Source organism: Stenotrophomonas maltophilia group sp. RNC7, assembly GCF_030910085.1.
Classification (GTDB): domain Bacteria; phylum Pseudomonadota; class Gammaproteobacteria; order Xanthomonadales; family Xanthomonadaceae; genus Stenotrophomonas; species Stenotrophomonas sepilia.
The window spans coordinates 32,626-52,385 of record NZ_JAVFVN010000281.1 but is presented as its reverse complement, the minus strand read 5'-3'; the positions used below and the strand labels follow the sequence as shown (position 1 = coordinate 52,385).

General features: G+C 64.8%; 10 protein-coding genes. 3 read left to right on the top strand and 7 right to left on the bottom strand.

The annotated features are described in order from the left end of the window. Window positions 1–80: 80 nt before the first annotated feature. Complete coding sequence (locus RCF13_RS04035) at window positions 81–2,489, top strand: response regulator (RefSeq protein ID WP_134967899.1); 2,409 nt, start codon at window positions 81–83, stop codon at window positions 2,487–2,489. On the opposite strand, the gene RCF13_RS04030 is transcribed toward RCF13_RS04035, so the two are convergent. From RCF13_RS04030 to RCF13_RS04020, 3 genes are all read right to left on the bottom strand, one after another. Continuing rightward, window positions 2,475–3,920 carry an FAD-dependent oxidoreductase gene (locus RCF13_RS04030; protein ID WP_061479919.1) on the bottom strand — a complete coding sequence of 482 codons (1,446 nt, stop codon included), beginning with the start codon at window positions 3,918–3,920 and terminating at the stop codon, window positions 2,475–2,477. The two genes, RCF13_RS04035 and RCF13_RS04030, sit on opposite strands and share 15 nt — an antisense overlap. A gap of 85 nt (window positions 3,921–4,005) precedes the next feature. Beyond that, the gene (gltB, locus tag RCF13_RS04025; protein WP_231352424.1) at window positions 4,006–8,460 is read right to left on the bottom strand and encodes a glutamate synthase large subunit; all 4,455 of its coding nucleotides are present in this window, start codon (window positions 8,458–8,460) and stop codon (window positions 4,006–4,008) included. A 174-nt stretch (window positions 8,461–8,634) separates the two neighbouring features. Then, on the bottom strand, window positions 8,635–9,024 hold the full coding sequence (locus RCF13_RS04020) for an I78 family peptidase inhibitor (protein ID WP_032954733.1): 390 nt from the start codon (window positions 9,022–9,024) through the stop codon (window positions 8,635–8,637). Between the two features lie 111 nt (window positions 9,025–9,135). On the opposite strand from RCF13_RS04020, the gene RCF13_RS04015 reads away from it, so the two are divergent. Beyond that, window positions 9,136–10,194: a DNA topoisomerase IB gene (locus tag RCF13_RS04015; RefSeq protein WP_180868573.1), complete on the top strand. Its 1,059-nt coding sequence runs from the start codon at window positions 9,136–9,138 to the stop codon at window positions 10,192–10,194. On the opposite strand, the gene RCF13_RS04010 is transcribed toward RCF13_RS04015, so the two are convergent. Then, window positions 10,182–10,490, bottom strand: a complete 309-nt coding sequence (locus RCF13_RS04010) for a hypothetical protein (RefSeq protein ID WP_134967874.1) — start codon at window positions 10,488–10,490, stop codon at window positions 10,182–10,184. The genes RCF13_RS04015 and RCF13_RS04010 overlap by 13 nt on opposite strands. 196 nt (window positions 10,491–10,686) lie before the next feature. Here RCF13_RS04010 and RCF13_RS04005 point away from each other — a divergent pair, with 196 nt between their 5' ends. Then, complete coding sequence (locus RCF13_RS04005; RefSeq protein WP_134967875.1) at window positions 10,687–11,793, top strand: SDR family oxidoreductase; 1,107 nt, start codon at window positions 10,687–10,689, stop codon at window positions 11,791–11,793. Window positions 11,794–11,826: 33 nt separating this feature from the next. On the opposite strand, the gene RCF13_RS04000 is transcribed toward RCF13_RS04005, so the two are convergent. From RCF13_RS04000 to RCF13_RS03990, 3 genes are all read right to left on the bottom strand, one after another. Next, entirely contained in the window at window positions 11,827–12,894 is a 1,068-nt protein-coding gene (locus RCF13_RS04000; RefSeq protein WP_134967876.1) for a serine hydrolase domain-containing protein, read from the bottom strand. Window positions 12,895–15,885: 2,991 nt separating this feature from the next. Beyond that, window positions 15,886–16,911, bottom strand: coding sequence for an ATP-binding protein (locus RCF13_RS03995; RefSeq protein WP_134967878.1), 1,026 nt, complete (start codon window positions 16,909–16,911; stop codon window positions 15,886–15,888). 71 nt (window positions 16,912–16,982) lie between these two features. Beyond that, a complete protein-coding gene (locus RCF13_RS03990; protein ID WP_181357851.1) occupies window positions 16,983–19,655 on the bottom strand; it encodes a transposase in 2,673 nt (890 codons plus the stop codon). Window positions 19,656–19,760: the final 105 nt, after the last annotated feature.

The window sequence follows — 19,760 nt, the reverse complement described above, 5'->3', positions numbered from 1 at the left end:
GAAGCGCGCCTCGCTAGCGTGGCTGGCAGCGGTACCGCTGCGCGGCCGTGGTTCCTGCCCGCGAAATGAGGATGTCTACCGTGAATGTCGCCGGCCGCCGCGCCGTCGCCGCTGTCATGGCATCGCTGTTGCTGCCCGGCATCGCTGCTGCGTCCGGCTGTGCGAGTCCACTGCAGGTGGCATGGCGTTCCGATCGGCCGCCGCTGTCATACAACGCGCAGGGCGACCTTGCGGGGTTGGCTGCGGATTACCTGCCGCTGCTGGGCCCGCAGGCAGTGCAGCATGCGCAGCCATTGCCCGCAGCGGTGCTCACCGATGACCCGCTGCCGGCTGGCACCCAGGTGCTGCTGGGCTGGCCGCGCGCACAGCTGCCGACCGGCTGGGTGACCAGCAGCCCCTACCTGGAAGTGCCACAGGTGATCGTGCGGCGCGAGGGTGCAGCGCCAGTGCTGGGGTTGGAGGGACTGCGTGGCCGCAGCGTGGCCAGCCCGGACCGGCTGCCGCTGGACGCATTGCTGGCCGAACAGGCCCCGGGTGCGCAGCTGCTGGCACCGGCGCCGCTGGACCACGCGCTGTCACTGCTGCGCGCCGGGCTGGTCGATGCCGTGGTGGCCAATCTCGCCGAAGTCGAAGCCGCGCTTCGCGCCGTGCCGGGTGACCCTCTGGTGATCGCAGCACCCGCGGGCTTCGGCGATGCACTGGTGTTGGCCGCCGTACCGACCTGTGCCGCGGTGGTCGCTGCCTTCGACCGGGAGCTGCAGCGGGAGGGCGATGCACGTCGGGCGTCGGTTCGCAGTGCCTGGCTGCCGGAACTGCCACGTGCGCGGCCCGCCGGTTCGGCACTGCGCTGGCTGGTGCCGGTGTCGCTGATCCTGCTCGCGCTCATACTGCTGCATGCCTTCGGCTACTGGCGCGTGCATCGCGAGAGCGTGCGTCGCCGGGTGCTGGAGCAGCGCTTGCATGAAGTCACCGCGAACCTGCCGGCGGTGGTCTACCAGGCGCGCCGTTCGGCAACCGGCCACTACAGCCTGGCGCAGATCGCCGGCGACGTGCAGGCACTGTTCGGCGTAGCCGTGGAGACTGAGCGGATCGACCATCTGCAGCTGCTGGCGGCCGTGCATGCCGGTGACCGCAGCCGGGTGATGGCGAGCATCGAAGCGGCCGCGCTCGTACGCGGTCCGATCGACGTTACCTTCCGCACCCGGTCGGCGCAGGGCTGGCGCTGGGTCCGATCACAGGGACGACCGTTGCCGTGCGATGACAGCAGCGTGGAGTGGAGCGGCTACTGGATGGACGTCAGCGAAGCCCAGGCGCGCGCAACGGCGTTGGCCGAGGCGCGCCGCGCGGCCGAGCAGGCGGCGCTGGCCAAGGGCCATTTCCTGGCGACCATGAGCCACGAGATCCGCACGCCGATGAGCACCCTGCTGGGCATGCTGGAGCGGCTGGCTGGCACGGACCTGGATGCGGGCCAGCGGCAGGTGCTGACCACCGTCGGTGACGCAGCGCAGATGCTGCGGCAGATCCTCGACGATGTGCTGCACAGCCAGCGCCTGCAGCCGGCGCCCCTGCAGCTGCGTCCGACCGATCTGGCGGCGCTGGTGCACGCGGTGCAGCAGCTGTTGATGCCCGTCGCGGCCAGCCGCGGGCTGCACCTGTGCAGCGAGATCGACCCGACGTTGCAGCCCTGGTCGCTGGCTGACGGGCTGCGCCTGCGGCAGGTCCTGTTCAACCTGGCCGGCAATGCGCTCAAGTTCACTCTGCAGGGAAGCGTGGTGTTGCAGGTCCGCGTGCTGCAGCAGCGCGACGGCGGCCAGCGACTGCGCCTGCAGGTGACCGACACGGGCGTGGGCATCAGCGTGGAGCGCCAGCAGGCGGTGTTCGCCGCCTATGAACAAGCCGAGACCTCGACCACGCGCCGCTTCGGCGGCAGTGGGCTGGGTCTGTCGATCTGCCGTGAGCTGGCGGCATCGATGGGCGGGCAGCTGCACCTGCGCAGCATGCAGGGCAAGGGCACCACGGTAGGGCTGGATCTGGATCTGGCGGCCTCTGTGGCAGCCAGGGACGCACCAGTGCCCGCGAGGGCTGCGCCGCGGGCGCTGCCGCCGGCGCGGCTGCTGGTTGTCGAAGACCATCCGACCAACCTGCAGCTGCTGGAGCAGCGCCTGTGCGAGCTGGGGCTGCAGGTCTACACCTGTAGCGACGGGCTGCAGGCATGGGAGGCCTGGCAGGCGCAACCGTTCGACCTGGTGATCACCGACTGCCATATGCCGCACATGGATGGCTTCGCGCTGGCGCGCGCGATCCGTCGCGATACCCGCGCTGCCCGTGCTCCGGTGCCGATCATTGCGTTGACCGCCAGCGTGCTGGAACGCACGCGCGAGGCCTGCCGTGAAGCGGGCATCGACCACTTCCTGGCCAAGCCAGTGGAGGCGCACGAACTGCGCGCGCTGCTGGAAGTGCTGCTGTTGCCGGACTCAGTGCGCCAGTAGGCGGACGATGCTGGCAGCGGCGTCGCGGCCTTCGGCCACCGCGGTTACCACGAGATCGGCACCACGCACCGCGTCGCCACCGGCGAACAGGCGTGGATGCGCGGTCTGGAACGGCAGGCGGTCCTTGCCGCCGGCGAGGATGCGGCCATTGGGCTGGCCTTCCACCCCCAGTTCCGCCAGCCACGCCGGCACGCTCGGCGAGAAGCCGAAGGCGATGATCACCACGTCTGCCTCCAGCAGCGACTCACTGCCTTCGATCGGCACCGCGTTCTGGCGGCCATTGGCATCGGGCTCGCCCAGCCGGGTCTCGACCACGGTCACGCCGATCACCTCGTCGTCGGCGCCGGCTTCGATCGACAGCGGCTGCCGGTTGAACAGGAAGCGCACTCCTTCCTCGCGTGCATTGGCGACTTCGCGCGCGCTGCCGGGCATGTTTGCTTCGTCGCGGCGATAGGCGCAGGTGACCTTGGCCGCGCCCAGCCGCACCGCGCTGCGCACGCAGTCCATGCCGGTATCGCCACCGCCCAGAACCACCACACGCTTGCCGTTGAGGTCGGGCAGGGCGATGGTGTCTTCCCAGCCGGCGATCGGCCGGCCCTTCGGGTCATCGCCGCCAACGATGCGGCTGTTCTGCACCAGGAACGGCAGCGCCGGCAGCACGCCCTTCAGGTCCTGGCCGACCAGGCCACCGTCGGTGTAGCGGTAGGCGCCGGTGCCGACGAACACCGCATCGTGGGTCTCCAGCAACTGCTGCACGCTGAGGTCACGGCCGATCTCCACGCCGAGGCGGAACTGCACGCCCATGCCTTCCAGTACTTCACGGCGGCGATGGATCACGTCCTTGTCCAGCTTGAAGCTGGGAATGCCGAACTGCAGCAGGCCACCGATCTGCTCGTAGCGGTCGTAGACCACGGCGGCAATGCCGGCGCGTGCCAGGCGGTCGGCACAGGCCAGCCCGGCCGGGCCGGCACCAATCACCGCCACACTGTGGCCGGTCGGCTGCACCGCGCCCAGGTCCGGGCGCCAGCCACTGGCCAGTGCGGTATCGACGATGTACTTCTCCACCGCGCCGATGGTGACCGCGCCGAATTCCTCCAGCGTGCAGCTGCCTTCGCACAGCCGATCCTGCGGGCAGACCCGGCCGCACACTTCCGGCAGCGGATTGGTGCTGTGGCACAGCGTGGCGGCCTCGTGGATGCGGTTTTCCTGCACCAGCTGCAGCCACTGCGGAATGGCATTGTGCACCGGGCACTTCCAGCTGCAGTACGGATTGCCGCAGTCCAGGCAGCGGCCCGCCTGGTACTGGGCGTCTTCCTTGCCGAACTTGCCGTACAGCTCGCCCCAGTCGCCGGACGTGCGCAGTTCCACCGGGATGCGCTGCGGCATGGTGCGGGGCAGGTCAAGGAACTGGAAGGCGTGCTTGCGGCTCATGGCGGACTCTGTGGTGTTTTCCGGATGCCGGCCAGCGGCCGGCACTACGTGATCCTGGGTTGCCGGCCAGCGGCCGGCACTACCATCAGGCGGCGCGTCGCAGGGTTTCGGTCAGCGACTCGATGCTGGCGGCCTTGGGTTTGACCAGCCAGAACTTGCCGATGTAGTCGCGGAACTCGTCCAGGATCTGCTGCGCCCAGATGCTGCCGGTCAGCTCGCGGTGGCGGCCGATCAGGCGGTGCAGGTGCTGGCGGTAGTTCTCGAAGCCTTCGGCGGAGACGCGATGGATGTCGATCAGCTCGTGGTTGTAGCGGTCGACGAAATCGCGGTCCACGTCCAGCACGTAAGCCAGGCCACCGGTGAAGCCGGCGCCGAAGTTCAGCCCGACCTTGCCCAGCACCAGCACCACGCCGTCGGTCATGTACTCGCAGCAGTGGTCACCGGCACCTTCCACCACCGCCAGCGCGCCGGAATTGCGCACCGCGAAGCGTTCGCCGGCACGACCGGCGGCGAACAACTCGCCACCGGTAGCGCCATACAGGCAGGTGTTGCCGATGATGGCGGTGCTGCGAGCCTCGAAGCGGGCGCCACGCGGCGGACGCACCACCAGCCGGCCGCCGGCCATGCCCTTGCCGACGTAGTCGTTGGCTTCGCCTTCCACTTCCAGGTGCAGGCCACCGACGTTGAACGCGCCAAAGCTCTGCCCGGCGCTGCCGCGGAAGCGCAGTTCCAGCGGCGCCTCGGCCATGCCCTGGTTGCCGTGCGCGCGTGCCACTGCACCGGCCAGGCGCGTGCCGATGCTGCGGTCGGTGTTGTGGATCAGGAAGCGGTGTTCGCCGCCGCGTTTGTGCTCGATGGCCGGGGCCAGCAGGCCATCCATCTGCGTGGCCAGGCTGTCCGGCGATTCGTACAGGCGCTGGGCGGCACAGTGGCTGCCCTCGTAGCGGCTGTCGGCCAGCAGCCGCGACAGGTCCACGCGCACGCCATCACGGGGCGCGGCCTCGATCTGCCGCAGCAGGTCGGTGCGGCCGACGATCTCTTCCAGCGAACGCGCGCCCAGGTACGACAGCCAGCCGCGCACTTCTTCGGCCAGCAGGCGGAAGAAGTTCTCCACGCGTTCGGGCTGGCCGGTGAAGTGGTTCTCGCGCAGGCGCTCGTCCTGGGTGGCCACGCCGGTGGCGCAGTTGTTGAGGTGGCAGATGCGCAGGTACTTGCAGCCCAGCACGATCATCGGCGCGGTGCCGAAGCCGAAGCTGTCCGCGCCCAGCAGCGCGGCCTTGACCACATCCAGGCCGGTCTTCAGGCCGCCATCGGTCTGCAGCAGGGTGCGCCCGCGCAGGTCGTTGGCCAGCAGCGCCTGATGCGCTTCGGCCACGCCCAGTTCCCACGGCACGCCGGCATAGCGGATCGAGCTGACCGGCGACGCACCGGTGCCGCCGTCATGGCCGGAGATGGTGATCAGGTCCGCACCGGCCTTGACCACGCCTGCGGCAATCGTGCCGACGCCGGCATGGCTGACCAGCTTCACCGACACCAGCGCGGTCGGGTTGACCTGCTTGAGGTCGTAGATCAGCTGCGCCAGGTCTTCGATCGAATAGATGTCGTGGTGCGGTGGCGGCGAGATCAGGCCGATGCCCGGACGCGCATAGCGCAGGCGTGCGATCAGCTCGTTGACCTTGTGCCCCGGAAGCTGGCCGCCCTCGCCGGGCTTGGCGCCCTGCGCGACCTTGATCTGCAGCACTTCGGCATTGACCAGGTATTCGGCGGTGACGCCGAAGCGGCCCGAGGCCACCTGCTTGATCTTGCTGCGCTTGGCGGTGCCATAGCGTGCGGGATCTTCGCCGCCTTCGCCGGAATTGCTGCGGCCGCCGAGGCGGTTCATGGCGATGGCCAGTGCCTCGTGCGCTTCCGGCGACAGGGCGCCGAGGCTGATCGCTGCGGTATCGAAGCGCGGGAACAGGGCGCTGGCCGGGGCGACCTCGTCCAGCGGCACCGGCATTGCGGCCGGCACCAGTTCCAGCAGGTCGCGCAGCGCCGATGGCGGGCGCGCGTGCACCGCATCGCAGTACTGCTGCCACGCACGCGGGTCACCGCTGCGCGCGGCGCGCTGCAGGGTCGTGACCACGTCGGGGTTGTACATGTGGTACTCGCCGCCGTGCACGTACTTCAGCAGGCCGCCCACGTCCACGCCCTGCTGCGCATCCCAGGCCTGCGCGCACAGCTCGCGCGCGTCGGCATCCAGGCGTGCGAAGCCGGCGCCGCCGATGCGCGAGGCGGTGTCCGGGAAGCACATGTCCACAACCTCGGGTTCCAGGCCGATGATTTCGAACAGCTGCGCGCCGCGATAGCTGGCCACCGTACAGATGCCCATCTTCGAGATGATCTTCGACAGGCCCTTGTAGATGCCCTTGCGGTAGCGGCGGCCGATCTGCGACTGCTCGCCGCCCTTGCTGAGCTTGAGGATGCCACGTCGGCCCAGGTCGAACAGGGTCTGGTAGGCCAGGTACGGATACACCGCGGTGGCACCGAAGCCGAGCAGGCAGGCCATGTGGTGCGGGTCGCGCGCGGTGCCGGTTTCGACGATCAGATTGACGTCGCAGCGCAGCCCCAGCCGCGAGAGGTGGTGGTGGATGGCGCTGGTGGCCAGCAGCGCATGCACCATCGGCCGACCGGCCACCGGGTAGCGATCGGACAGCAGCAGCATCACCATGCCCTCGCGCGCGGCCTGCTCGGCCTCGGCACAGATGCGCTCGATGCCGGCACGCAGGCCCTCGTCTTCGCTGTAGGACAGGTCGAGCAGGCGGTTGGCCTGCACGTACTGGTCCATCTTCAGCAGCTGGCGCAGCTTGCGCTGGCTCAGCACCGGCGAGTTGAGGATGACGTGGTTCACCGTCTCCGGGCCGGCATGGAAGATGTTGGTCTCCTTGCCGAGCTGGGTGGACAGGGACATCGCGCAGTCTTCGCGCAGCGGATCGATCGGCGGGTTGGTGACCTGCGCGAAGGCCTGGCGGAAATAGTCGTACAGCGGACGGCTGCGCTGGCTCAGCACGGCCATCGGTGTGTCGTCGCCCATCGAGCCGGTGGCTTCCTGCTCGGTCTCGGCCAGTGGCCGCAGCACCTGTTCCACTTCCTCGCTGCTGAGCTGGTAGAGCTTGTGGTAGCTGCGCAGGGTGGCTTCGTCGAACGGCTCTTCCACCAGCGACGGGTCGATCAGTTCGGTCTGCAGGTAGGTCACGCCCTGCTGCAGCCACTGCTTGTACGGCGCGCGGCCGCGGTTGATGCGGTCCACCGCATCCGAATCGAGCAGGTCGCCGCGCTTGAGGTCGATGGCCACCATTTCGCCGGGGCCGAGCTTGCCCTTGCGCACCACGCGCTCGGTCGGCACTTCCCACACGCCGGCTTCGGAGGCGACCAGGAAGTGGCGGTCGGCGGTCAGCATCCAGCGCGCCGGGCGCAGGCCGTTGCGGTCCAGCGTGCACACCGCGTAGCGGCTGTCGCAGGCGACGATGCCGGCCGGGCCGTCCCACGGCTCGCTGTTCAGGCCGTGGAACTCGTAGAAGGCCGCCAGGTCCGGATCCTTGAACTCCAGCGACTGGGTGGCCGGCGGCACCAGGATGCGCAGCGCCTGGATCAGTTCCATGCCACCGGCGACCATCAGCTCCAGCATGTTGTCCAGGCTCTGCGAGTCCGAACCATGCATGGAGATCACCGGATCGAACTCGGCGATGTCGAAGCGCGGCGTCTTCCACACCTTGCTGCGCGCCTGCGCCCAGCGACGGTTGCCTTCGATGGTGTTGATCTCGCCGTTGTGGGCGAGCATCCGGAACGGGTGCGCCAGCGGCCAGCGCGGCAGCGTGTTGGTGGAGAAGCGCTGGTGGAACACGATCGCGCTGGAGGCCAGTTCGCGGCGCTGCAGGTCGGGGAAGAAGCGGCTGAGCTTGTCCGGCAGCACCATGCCCTTGTAGCTGATCGCATCCGGGGTGAGGGTGGTGACGTAGAAGTCGGCATGGTCGCGCAGCTGCTGTTCGCTGTGGCGACGGGCCAGGAACAGCGCCAGCGCGAAGCCGGCATCATCCTGGCCGACGCCGGCATCGACGAACACCTGCTCGATGCGTGGCAGGGTGTCGCGCGCCAGCTGGCCGCAGACGCTGTCGTCGGTGGGTACCTCGCGCCAGCCGGCGACCTTGCAGCCGACCGCTTCGACCTGCGCCTGCAGCTGCGTGCGGCAGGCGTGTGCAGCCTCGGCATCGTGCGGCAGGAACACCAGGCCGGCAGCGAAGCGTGCGGCGACGGCGATGCCGGCTTCACTGGCCAGCAGTTTCAGGAACGCATCGGGGCGGCGCAGCAGCAGGCCGCAGCCATCGCCGGTCAGGCCATCGGCGGCGACGCCGCCGCGGTGGGTCATGCGCGAAAGCGCGGCGATGGCGGTATCAACCAACAGGCGCGAAGGTTGATCGTCGAGCTGGGCGACCATGCCAAATCCACAGGCATCGCGCTCGGAGCGCGGGTCGTAAAGCCCTTGGCGGTTGCGGGGGGCCATCTCTACCTCGATGCGTATAGGGTTGGCGGCGACACTCGTCCCCGCTCATTCCCTGGAGCGCATCGTGAGGCCACCGGATGCCTCGACTAGATCACAGGTTGCTGCAGCGCCGCAATACACGGTTGCAGGTGCAACAGAACGCGCCGGCAACCCCGTGCCGGCGCGCGGTCGAACTCAGCCGCAGCGCACGCCGCTGACCAGGCCCTTGTCGTCCACTTCGATGTTCAGGCGGTCGCCGAGGAACTCCATGGTGGCGACGTCATTGGGCTTCATGACGCGCAGCTGGTGGGCACCGGCATCTTCCTGCGCCTGCTTGCCCAGCGCGTCGGCGTAGGCCTGGCCGACCAGGCTCTGCACCTGGCTGGCATCGCAGGTGCCGACCGGCGGTGCCTCGGTGGCCTTGCCGGTTTCGTCGGCCGGCGCCTTGGCGGCTTCGGCCGCCTGCTGGGCATGGGCAGTGGCCGAATCCTGTTCATCCAGCGCCGGAGCCTGGCAGGCGGTCAGGGCCAGCACGGCAGGCAGCAGCAGGGCGGAGAGCGAACGGGCGCGAATCGGGAACGACATCATGACTCCGGAAGGGATTGTGAAAGCCCGAGCATAGCGGCGAACCGACCCTCACGTGTTTGTCTTCTGTTATCGACAGGTTCGCGGCATCGCGACGGCGACACTGCGGTCATGCCAACCTCCTCTACCCCCGAACGACAGGCCGCGCGCGCGGCCGGCCTGCGCTATGTCGATGACACCCAGCCAGGCATCAGCCGGCGCCGCGCCGGCAAGGGCTTCAGTTACCGCGATGCCGATGGCCACGCGGTTCGCGATGCCGCCACCCTGCAGCGCATCCGTGCGCTGGCGATTCCACCTGCGTATACCGCTGTGTGGATCTGTGCCCACGCCAATGGCCACCTGCAGGCCACCGGCCGCGACGCGCGTGGACGCAAGCAGTATCGCTACCATGCCGATTGGGCGAAGGAGCGCGATGCCGGCAAGTTCGACCGCATCATCGCCTTTGGCGAGGCGTTGCCCACGCTGCGGCGGCGGCTGTCGCGCGATCTGAAGCAGCCCGGCTTCCCGCGCGACAAGGTGCTTGCGGTGGTGGTGGCCCTGCTGGCCGACACCCTGGTGCGGGTGGGCAACGAAAGCTATGCACAGGAAAACAAATCCTACGGGCTGACAACGCTGCGCAACCGCCACCTGGACCTGCTGCGCGGCGGCCGCGTGCGAATGCGCTTCCGGGGCAAATCCGGGCAGTTGCACGAGGTGGTGGTGGGCGATCGGCGGCTGGGCACGCTGGTACGCGGCATCCAGCAGCTGCCCGGGCAGGCGCTGTTCCAGTACCGCGACGACGAAGGCGCGCTGCAGCCGGTGGATTCCGGCGCGGTGAACGACTACCTGCGCGAGGTGATGGGCGAGGACTTCACCGCGAAGGACTTCCGCACCTGGGGCGGCACGCTGGCGGCGGTACAGGCATTGGCCGCCACCGAACTGCCGGAACCGGCCAGCCAGCGCGCGCTGGCCAGGGCGCAGCGCGAAGTGGTCTGCCAAGTGGCGGCACGGCTGGGCAACACGCCGGCCGTGTGCCGCAAGGCCTACATCGACCCGTGCGTGTTTGCCGGCTGGGAGCGCGGTGAGCTGGTCTCGCTGGCCGGCCTGCGCGGCCCGCGGCAGTGGGAGCAGGCCACGCTGAAAGTGCTGCGCCGGGCGCGGCGGCTCAGTCGCAGTCGTCAGCCGCAGTAGATCGCAACGATGTTGTTGGTCCGGCCCTTCTCGATGGTCAGGCGGTCGCCGCCTTCGCTGGCCGGCGGCACCCGCGGACCGTCATGGCGCAGTACCCGTACGTGCAGGCTGTCGCTGTCCACGCGTGCGCGGGCCACGGTGGCGTCCGAGGCGGCCAGGCCCACCGCGCCGCGCACCCTTTCGCTGTGGCACTGGCCGGAAATCACGCCGTCGATCGGCTGCACCTGGGCCATCGGCGTGCTGCTGCAGGCGGCAAGGGCAAAGCAGGCGGCGGCGGTGGCGATGGCATGTTTCATGGAGGCACTCCTTGTTTGATTGCGTGCAGGGTGCGACGTCAGACGTGGTGGCGGAATGAATGCCGTGCACATCGTGGACACGGCGCGCTCACCGCCGCCAACAGCGTGGGTGGAGACACTGCAGAAGCGGCATGGGCCGCCCCCCGGTAGTGCCGGCCGCTGGCCGGCAGCCCCTTTCCCTCCCGAGGAGACCTGCATGGCCACCACCAGGAAGACCCCCGCCCGCCGTAAGGCATCGCCGAAAGTGCGTAAAGGCAGCACCCCGACCAAGGCGGTCGCCGACCCTGATCGCCCGCGCGTGGTGAAGACCGCAACCCGCAAGGCAGCCGCCAGTGATCCACGGGCGGCACGCGTCGCTGCACGGCAGCGGCGCCTGCAGGACCAGGAGAAGGCCAAGGACGCCCGCGCGGCCAAGAAGGCAACAAAGAAGACCGCGACCCAGGCCGGCGCACGCCGGCAGCCGGAGGCGATGCCGGCGCAGCAGCTGGCCAAGCCCGGGCACGAGCACGAACTGGAGCTGGCGCCCCGTTTCCTTGCGCCCGACTACGCGGGCAGCGGCAAGCTGCAGGGCATGCGTGCGATCGTCACCGGTGGCGACTCCGGCATTGGCCGTGCGGTGGCAGTGTTGTTCGCGCGCGAAGGTGCGGATGTGGCGGTACTGCACCTGGACGAGGCCGAAGACGCGGACATCACCCGCCAGCACGTGGAACGCGAAGGCGGCCGCTGCGTGGTGATCGCCGGCGATGTGCGCGATCCGCGTTTCTGCAACAAGGCCGTCAAGCAGGTGGCCAAGGCGTTCGGCGGCATCGACATCCTCGTCAACAACGCCGCGTTCCAGCTGCACTGCGAGCGGCTGGAAGACCTGGAAGACGCGCACCTGCAGGAAACCCTGCAGACCAACATCGGCGGTTACGTCCAGATGGCGCGTGCGGTACTGCCGCATCTGGGCGAAGGCGCCAGCATCATCAACACCGGCTCGGAAACGGGGATCTTCGGCAGCAAGGCGCTGATCGACTATTCCGCCACCAAGGGCGCGATCCATGCATTCACCAAGGCGCTGGCCAGCCAGCTGCTGCCGCGCGGCATCCGCGTGAACTGCGTGGCGCCGGGGCCGGTATGGACGCCGCTGAACCCCGCCGACAAGCAGGCCGAAGACGTGGCGGAGTTCGGGAAGGACAGCGACATGGGCCGGCCTGCACAGCCGGAAGAGCTGTCGCCCGCCTATGTGTTCCTGGCCTCGCCGGCCTGCGCCAGTTACATCAGCGGGGTGATCCTGCCGGTGATGGGTGGGCCACGGGGCTGAGCCGACGGTAGTGCCGGCCGCTGGCCGGCAGCCTCAGGGCACGGTCACCGCAGGCGCATAGAGATCGGCAATGCGCGGAATGAACTGCTGTGGATTGGCGCCGACCAGATTGGTCAGCACCACCACCGCGACGTCGCGGTCGGGATACACGACGAAGGCCGACCGCGCGCCGCCAATACCGGCCACCTGCAGGTCGGGGGATGCGCGCAGCACCGGCCATCCGCCGGCCCAGGGTCCGGCGCGGCCATCCGTCAGGCGCTCTGCGCTCCACATCCGCCGCAGGGCCGTCTCCGGTAACAGCCGGCCTTCGGTCAGCGTGACCAGCCAGCGCGCAGTGTCGTCGGCGGTGGTGAGGATGCCGCCGCCAGCCCACAGCGAAGGCGGTATGTCGTAGAACCAATGCGACAGGCGGGACGGCGCGTCTACAGCGTCGGTGGCACGCGGGGCCAGGCTGTACATCGTCGCCGCATCCGGAATCAGGTCGTAGCTGTCGCCGAAGGTGGTGCGGGCCATGCGCGCGCTGCTGAACTGGCCGGTGGCGAGGAAACGTTCGTAGGGCATGCCGGATTGCTTCGCGATGATTCGTGCCAGCAGTACGTAGTTGGTCTGGTTGTAAGCGAAGCGCTGCCCGGGCACCGCTTCCAGCGGTCGAGCTGTCACCGCCGCCCATGCCTGTGCTTCGGAACCTCCGCCCAGCAGCCCGTTCGCATCAAGGATGTCCGGAAGGCCGGAGGTATGCGCCAGCAGCTGGTGTACGCGTACGTCTCTCCACGCTGGCGGAAGATCACCCAGATATCGCGAGGCCGGCGCGTCCAGATCCAGCTGCCCTTGCTGAGCCAGCTGCGCGGCAGCCACGCCGGTGAATGCCTTGGTGGCCGAATTGAGCGGGAAGCGGGTGTCGCGCGAGGCAAGCACACCGTTCTCCACGTTGGCCAGCCCGTAGGCTTCGGAGAGCACGATCTGCCCGTCCTTGACCACCGCAATCTGCAGCCCGGGGATGCGCTGCTCCAGCATGATCTGGCGGATCAGGCGGCGGGTCTGGTCGTTGGCCTGGTCCTGGCTGGCGGAGATGGCGGCGAAGGGCAGGGCACTGATGAGCATGAGCAGGACTCGGAGCATTGGGCGGGACATGCGCAATTCCAGCGGGGCGTTGAGGATCGGATGCAGCCGGCGCGTCAAAGGTTTAATGTGCAGTCCGCTAAAGATTGGCGCCGTTCTCCAGTAAAAATTGGCGCATCCGGTCGGCCACGCTGTTATCGATATATAAGTCATTGAAATTGCATAACTTTGGCGATATGTGGCGGCCACGGACGAGGGGAGCCAGTCCACAGGACATGGTTACGACCTATATTGGATATGCTCCTCGAGGCCACTCAGAAGAGCGCCGGAGGCCGGGTAAAGAGACTCCTGATCAGGGCTTGCCTGAAGAACCTGACTGCCGCGCAGAACACGGCTTTTCTGGAGTGGTTCACCGATGAGGCAGACGGGAGTGCTTGGTTAATCATCACTTGCAGGCCAAGCGCCTAGTGGCGGCAGCTGGCAGGCGAGCTGGCGTCTCCTCGGTGACGCGCTTGGGCCTAGATGGCTCTGCGGTGGGAAGGGCAATGCCAAGGCCGAGCTGTTTATCAAGATCGCAACGTCGGCCCCGTTGTAGCGTAGCCTTGCGCCTGGACCACGCTCATCAAGACCCGAGCATACGCGCAGTGAGCTGATGCTGCGGCACGTGCCATGGCATGTCTTCCGACAGCTGCGGCATCTAACCAGCTGCCTGCGGCGTTGGTAGAGGGAATCACTCCTGCCCGAATGAAACATGGCACGTGAGTTCATGAACCCGCCGAAGATTCACAACCCGGTCCCCTTCGGCTACAGCCGCGTTTTCGTGTTGCCCGCTACGTCGCATGAGCTGTTTTTCACCTCCGGACATTGGGCTTCTGAAACGGATGGGGTCGTGAAGGAGCCCCTTTCCCCAGCAAGTTCTACGGTCCTTTGAAAACCTCAAGTCCGCACTTGAATCCGCCGGACATGACTTCTCCGACGTATTTCAAATCAGGACCTATATCGCTGACATCGACGGTGAAAAGAGGGCCTGCCTGGCTAGGGCCGTGAAGGATGCGTGGGACGACAACCCTCCGACCCATACCCTGCTGGGAGTTTCGGGACTCGCCATGGGCTCAATTCGAAATTGAGTCTGCGCATGCAAAGCCGAAGGAATAATTCAGCCTCTGGAGCTTAGGACGGCTCCAGACTGCCGACGACACAATCTCTGATAGCCCTCGACTGCGCGCTGTCAGATCAGGCACAGGAGCGCTCAACGATATGAACGTAGTACAAGCTGCCCCGGCTGATCTTCAGTGAAGGCGTCAGCATGAGGCGGCATGATGGACCTGCAACAACTCCCCGATGACGCGACGAAGTTCGGCTAGGTTGGGGCGCTCGCTCAATCCACGCAGGCAAAGAAAGAGCGAGAGCGGATCTACGTGGCAGATCCCTTGTGCGATCGCCGCCGGCGGGATGCTCCAGAGCTCTACCTCATCGAGGTGATCTACGGTCAAGCTCGGTGGGGAGCTACAGTCGAAATAGCCATCAGCGTCCTCGGAGAAGATCGCCAACCGCCTCGTCGCTGGCGGTGTGGATCCGACGATGCAGGCAAGGGCTGTTGTTCCCGCGAGCCGCACATACTCAGGCAGGTTCGCTCGGTGCGCAGTTCTAACGATCTGACGGACTGGACTCCTCAAGAGCGGAAGCGCTACACACCAAGCAATTAGAGGCTCGTCCAGCTCCACCAAGTAGCCCTTGATACCCCAGTTGACCACTGCGATTCCGCAGCCAGAAATCTCATGGGCCACCGTACGCGCTCGACGATACTGTAGCCCCAGTTCAAATAGCCTTTGTGCCACGTTAATGCGATGTTCTCCGTTGAACATCGCACTGATTAAGACGCTCTGCGCCAGTGAACCCAAGGCTGGGAAGCTCACGTCCATCTCTCCTAATAGGACTCCAGGATTTGCGCAGCCTGCGCTCGGGTCTTCTCCAAGTATCGCTTGGAGAGCTCTGGGAATGACGCAGCGAAGTCGAGGCACCTCATGGAATACAACGACCCGATTTGGGCGAGAGTAGGTATAGCTTGACCAGCAGGAGTAGCGAGCCCTGCCTCCAGTGACCTCCGAATTGACTGAAGTAGAAGAGCTTCCACCTTAATTCGTACTCTTCCTGAAACAGACTGCTCGGCGAACATGAGCCTGCTTACGTGCTGTGCGGCTTGCTCAGGATCACGGAGCAGTGCGACAGCTGAAACTTGGTATCTACATGCTGTAGCAACAACATTTGAGAGCGTGGGTAAAGACCACGGTGCAATCCTCGGCATCATCCCGTGGCTGTGTGTAGCGTTCGCGTACTGCTGATCGTAGTCCTTCAATGCTCCATAGAATGTCTGGAGACACGCAGTGTCTATGCTCCTGAGTTCCCCAATGGAGATGGCTGCAACAATCTCCTGAAGCTCTGCTTCACCGAAGAACGGCTTGAACTCGGGACGCAGATCAGAGCTTGGTCCAATCAAAGTGGAGGCACACGTGCTGCACCTATCCAAACCGAACTTGCTATAGCCGCCGTCGCGGAGTCGAGAGTCCTGGAGCCTTCTACAAACCGGACATGCAGTGCGCAGCATCACTTTGTGTATCGGACACCTGAGTATGAATCGTGAGCACCAGATCAGACGATCGTAAGCAGGAAGCTCCTGCCTGAGGTCCTCCTGAATGCACTGCTCACACCACGCTCGTGCTGCCCTCAGAGAATTCTGGCGCAATGTTCCATCGCTGGTTGACAGTGGAAGAAGAGTAAGCCGAGTGAGATCACTGTTTCCACTGAGAAGCTCAGCAGAGGCAACACGCGCTCGCATGTCCAGTCGAGCTGGATGTTGGCCTATCTTGCTAGGCTCTCGCGCTGCCCCCTGGTGCTCGCGAATTCGCCTCATGAGCTTGTCTAGTTGAAAGCATGAAAGGCCATTAGCCGCTCCCAGGCGCGAGAAGAATGATGCGAATGACTCCACCTCCGCCGTGCCCAGGCCAATAGGTTCAATCTTCAGGAGGAATGTGCTCATCGCGCCGCCGGAAATCTGTTGGGCCTGCTCTGAAATGGCTTCAGCTTCTTCGTTCTTGGAATGCCTGGCTTTTGTGATGAAGAGGGTGCGCCCGCTTCGGCAGCAGTCACCAAGAAGATCTCACCGTGCTCAGTGGCACCCCACTCAACCTGCGCGAGTTGCGCCTTCCCTTGCTCGATGTCGTTGCGCTGTGCCTCCCACTGCAGCCGGATGGGCCGCCTTTCAACGAACATCCTTTCATCGAGTGGAAGCCCATGTGCTGCTGACCAGGCCAGGCTGTCTTTCAGCCTGCGCTCAAGCACACCGACGCATCCGTGCGATTCCGTCAACAGCTGCAGAGCGGAGTCATTGAGAAATCTGCCCAGACCATTCAGCTTCTCGCTCTTGGACATGGTCTTCAGGATTCGCCTCCATTCAAGCAGCCCGGTCTCTGGCTCGTAGGGAGCCAGGTGCAGGACGATAGTACGGACGGCAACATGCGAGCGCAGGGCAAGCGCTGGCTCAAGGAGGTCGTAACCCCCGCAGACAACCAAGTTCCGATTCGACCCGGCCAGGGATTTGAGTGACTCCAGCAGAGTCGCGGCAAACAACTTGTCCTTAGAGCGCGTTATAAGTTGTCCTTCGTCAACGATGACATAGCGGACGGCTCGTCTGAAGACCAGCTCAGACAAATGGGTATGCAGCAAATCCTCGCTGCTGGGCTTCATACTCGGATAAAAACCCGTCTTCTCCTGGCGCTCGGGGTCATACAGAACGTGACCACCGTCTGCCAGCAGGGCCAACGCCACCTGCTTTGGTGTCATCCGGGAGTCGCGGGAAGGATTAGCTTTTGCGCCGATGATCGGCAAGTGGCCTGGTTCGACGGCGGCAAACAAGTTCTCCCTAAGATGCCTGGTCAGTAGTGCCAGGAGCTGGGATTTTCCGCTGTTGGACGGCCCAACTATAAGAATGATGTCCCCCCCATTACTCACAGCTGTGAACCTCTGGAGGTAGCGCCAGAGAAACGCAAATTTCTCATGCATGATTGCCGACTCAGAGAACGAGGGCGTAAGGCTCTCAAGCTCCGACACGAATCTGGTCTTTGGGCACTCGATCACATCGCATCACCGTCGTGAACATCGATCACGTCCAGCCCATCCCAATCGTCGATGGGATGAGCCTTCCAAGGTGAGCGCCGCTTGCCGTCGGACGCAGGGTTCAACTGACTCTCGGCGCAGCTATGGGGTGAGGAGTTGGACCGAAGCTGCTCGGAGTCGCTATCTTGCTCAGGCTGGTAACTGTCGCTAACCGCTACACCAAGCCCGGAAGGCAGCGCGGCATCCGAACGGCTGCAGCCAGTGTCCGCAGCCCTTGCGCGGCGGGCCGACTCTATGGCCTCATGAAGCGGAAGAAGGCCGCCTGAATCCGACTTTGCAGTGCAGTCATGTGCGGCCTCCAGCAGAATTGACTCGAGGCTTCTCCCCCCAGAGAGCAGCCGCTCCCGGCAAATTGCCGTATGCCATCGATCATCCAGCCAGAAGTACATGACCGAGCCGCCAGATTCAGGATCAAGACGAGGATCCAGCTTCGAAACTCTGATGGAACGTCCTGCCAGCACCGGTGAGTAGTACCGACGGTCTTGCCAGCGTATCGCGCCGCGAGCCTCGGTCATCCCGCTGATTTGGCCGATGAACGGCGAAGTGCTGACGTAGAATTTGAAGTCCAATGCGCAGGGAACTCCCTGCGGTCCGTAGAGATCCTCAGACTGCTGACGCAGTTCGATCAGATTGATGCCATTCTCGTATGCGGAGCCATCATTGAACTTGTCCACGGCAATGTTGATATCCGCCAGGAGATCACGGAGCTTTCGTTTAGGAAGATTCTCCGGCTGATGGGAGGACGAGACGCCCCGACGGCTCTTGACCGACGGTACGTAACCAATGCCACCCTTGATCGCGGTCTCCTGCATGGTCCAGTGGTAACGCTCAATCTCACTGCCAGACTTTGCGCTCGCTGAGGGCCGGCGCATGACGGACACCCCCAGCTCCGCCATGGATACGGCGAACTGCTTGCTGCGGTAGTCGGAGCCCAAGTCGGAGTAGATGTAGCGGGGGAGATAGCCGTGCCGTCGAACGCACTGACGAATGAGTAGTGCCAATGTAGTTGTGCTTGCAGGCGCGAATCGAATCACTGCGGCGAGCACCTCCTTGTGCAAATGGCAGACCAAGCTACTGAGCTGGGGCAGCTTGTCGCTTTCTTGGCAGAACACTGGAAGGGCGCAGTGATCACTGTGCGCAACCTGAAACGGCAATGTGCAGATCGCCTTCTGATCATTTGGATCGCCATAGGGAGAGTCTGAACTCGCCTTACGCTTTCCTCCGACGCCATAGGCATCCTTGGTGTTATGCCGTCGACGATTCCAGAGAAGGTAGTACATGCTTAGACTGATGAGCTGGAGGCTGCGCCCTTGTTTGACGGCATCAGCTAGGTCAAGCTTGTATCGTGCGTACGATTGCTGAACGGAATCGTGATTGGTACTTGCTCGGTCTATCCTGATTCTATCAATCGCGAAATTCTCATCCGCATCCGTGTATTTGCGCTTTCTCCCGCACTTATCCCAGTTCGGATACAGTCCCGCCAGACCGCGTTCGCGGTATGCCTTCTTGATTCGCTCTATAGTGCGCCTTTTAAATGTGTTGATCTCTGAGAACTCAGAGGTGTCGGCTCCTGTCGCGATCGCAAGGCGTAGACCAACCAGTGGGAGATGCTTTGGATGACAGGTCAGCCAAGCTACATCGCTCCCTCGAGACGCTTCAGCGGACATCGCCTGTATCGCCAACCCCGCGTGGCGGGCATCGGCCTCGTTGCTACAGATCACTGTGTTCTCGGCATCCCAGAGGCTGCAGCGTTGGAGATCCACGTACACTTCGCTGTCCAATATGGCTCGAAGGACGTCCGTCCCGGTGTCAAGCTGAAGTCGGTCAACCAGTGCCGCCAAGCTTGTAGGTTGATGCTTCTCAACAGCTCTTCTTATGCGGGCATTTGTATCGGCATTTGGCCGCAAATCGGCAACAGCCTGGCTTGCGAGTATTCTCAGGTTCTCCGAGTAGATCCAAGATATGGTCTCAGAGGGCACGACGCGGTGAACAATTCCCAGGGCACGGTAGTGCTTCTCTGCTGGAAGGTAGGTGAATCGCCCGCCTTCGTATGCCCATAGATGCGGGTTGTCCTGCAGTAGGTTCCGCAGAACGCCCAATGGCTTCACCTCATATGCAACAACATTGTCCCGATGGATTGCAAGATAGTCGGGCGTGTGTTGATAGCTGCGCGTCCGGCCCCCCGATGTAGGCCATGGAGCAAGAATTGTGGTGGGCTGATCGATCAGAAAGAGCGTGGACGGATTAGCGGCCAAGCAAATTGCAAAGTCGTGCTCCGAACTCGACTCAAACTGGATCGACGCAGCGGTGGGAACGGCGCGAAACCCGCCCTGCACGTAGCTCCGAATTTCGCCGACCCTGCTCCTTTGGTGAGGGCCACCAACCTTTCGACTCGGAGGGGCCTTCAGGGCCTGGATGACATATTCCACACCGCCTTTCGGCAGACCAATTGAGCGCAGATGTGTGATGGTTTCCTGTTCGCTTTGGAAATTAGCTAGGTCAGCCGCGGTCCGTGGGCGACAACCAACCTGCCAAGACGCTTCCGCGCAGGGTAAAAGATCGCCGGCCTGGATGAACGGTGCCGAGGCATCCCCGCTCATCGACTCCAGCAGCTGTTCGAACTTCGGCAATCTGGCCATAATTTTGGCAAAAAGCCAGGCCTCCCCGCCTTGACGGGGCCCCACGAGGTGGTATCGTAGGGTCGTCTGGCGTAGAAATCAGACGTACCCTAGCGG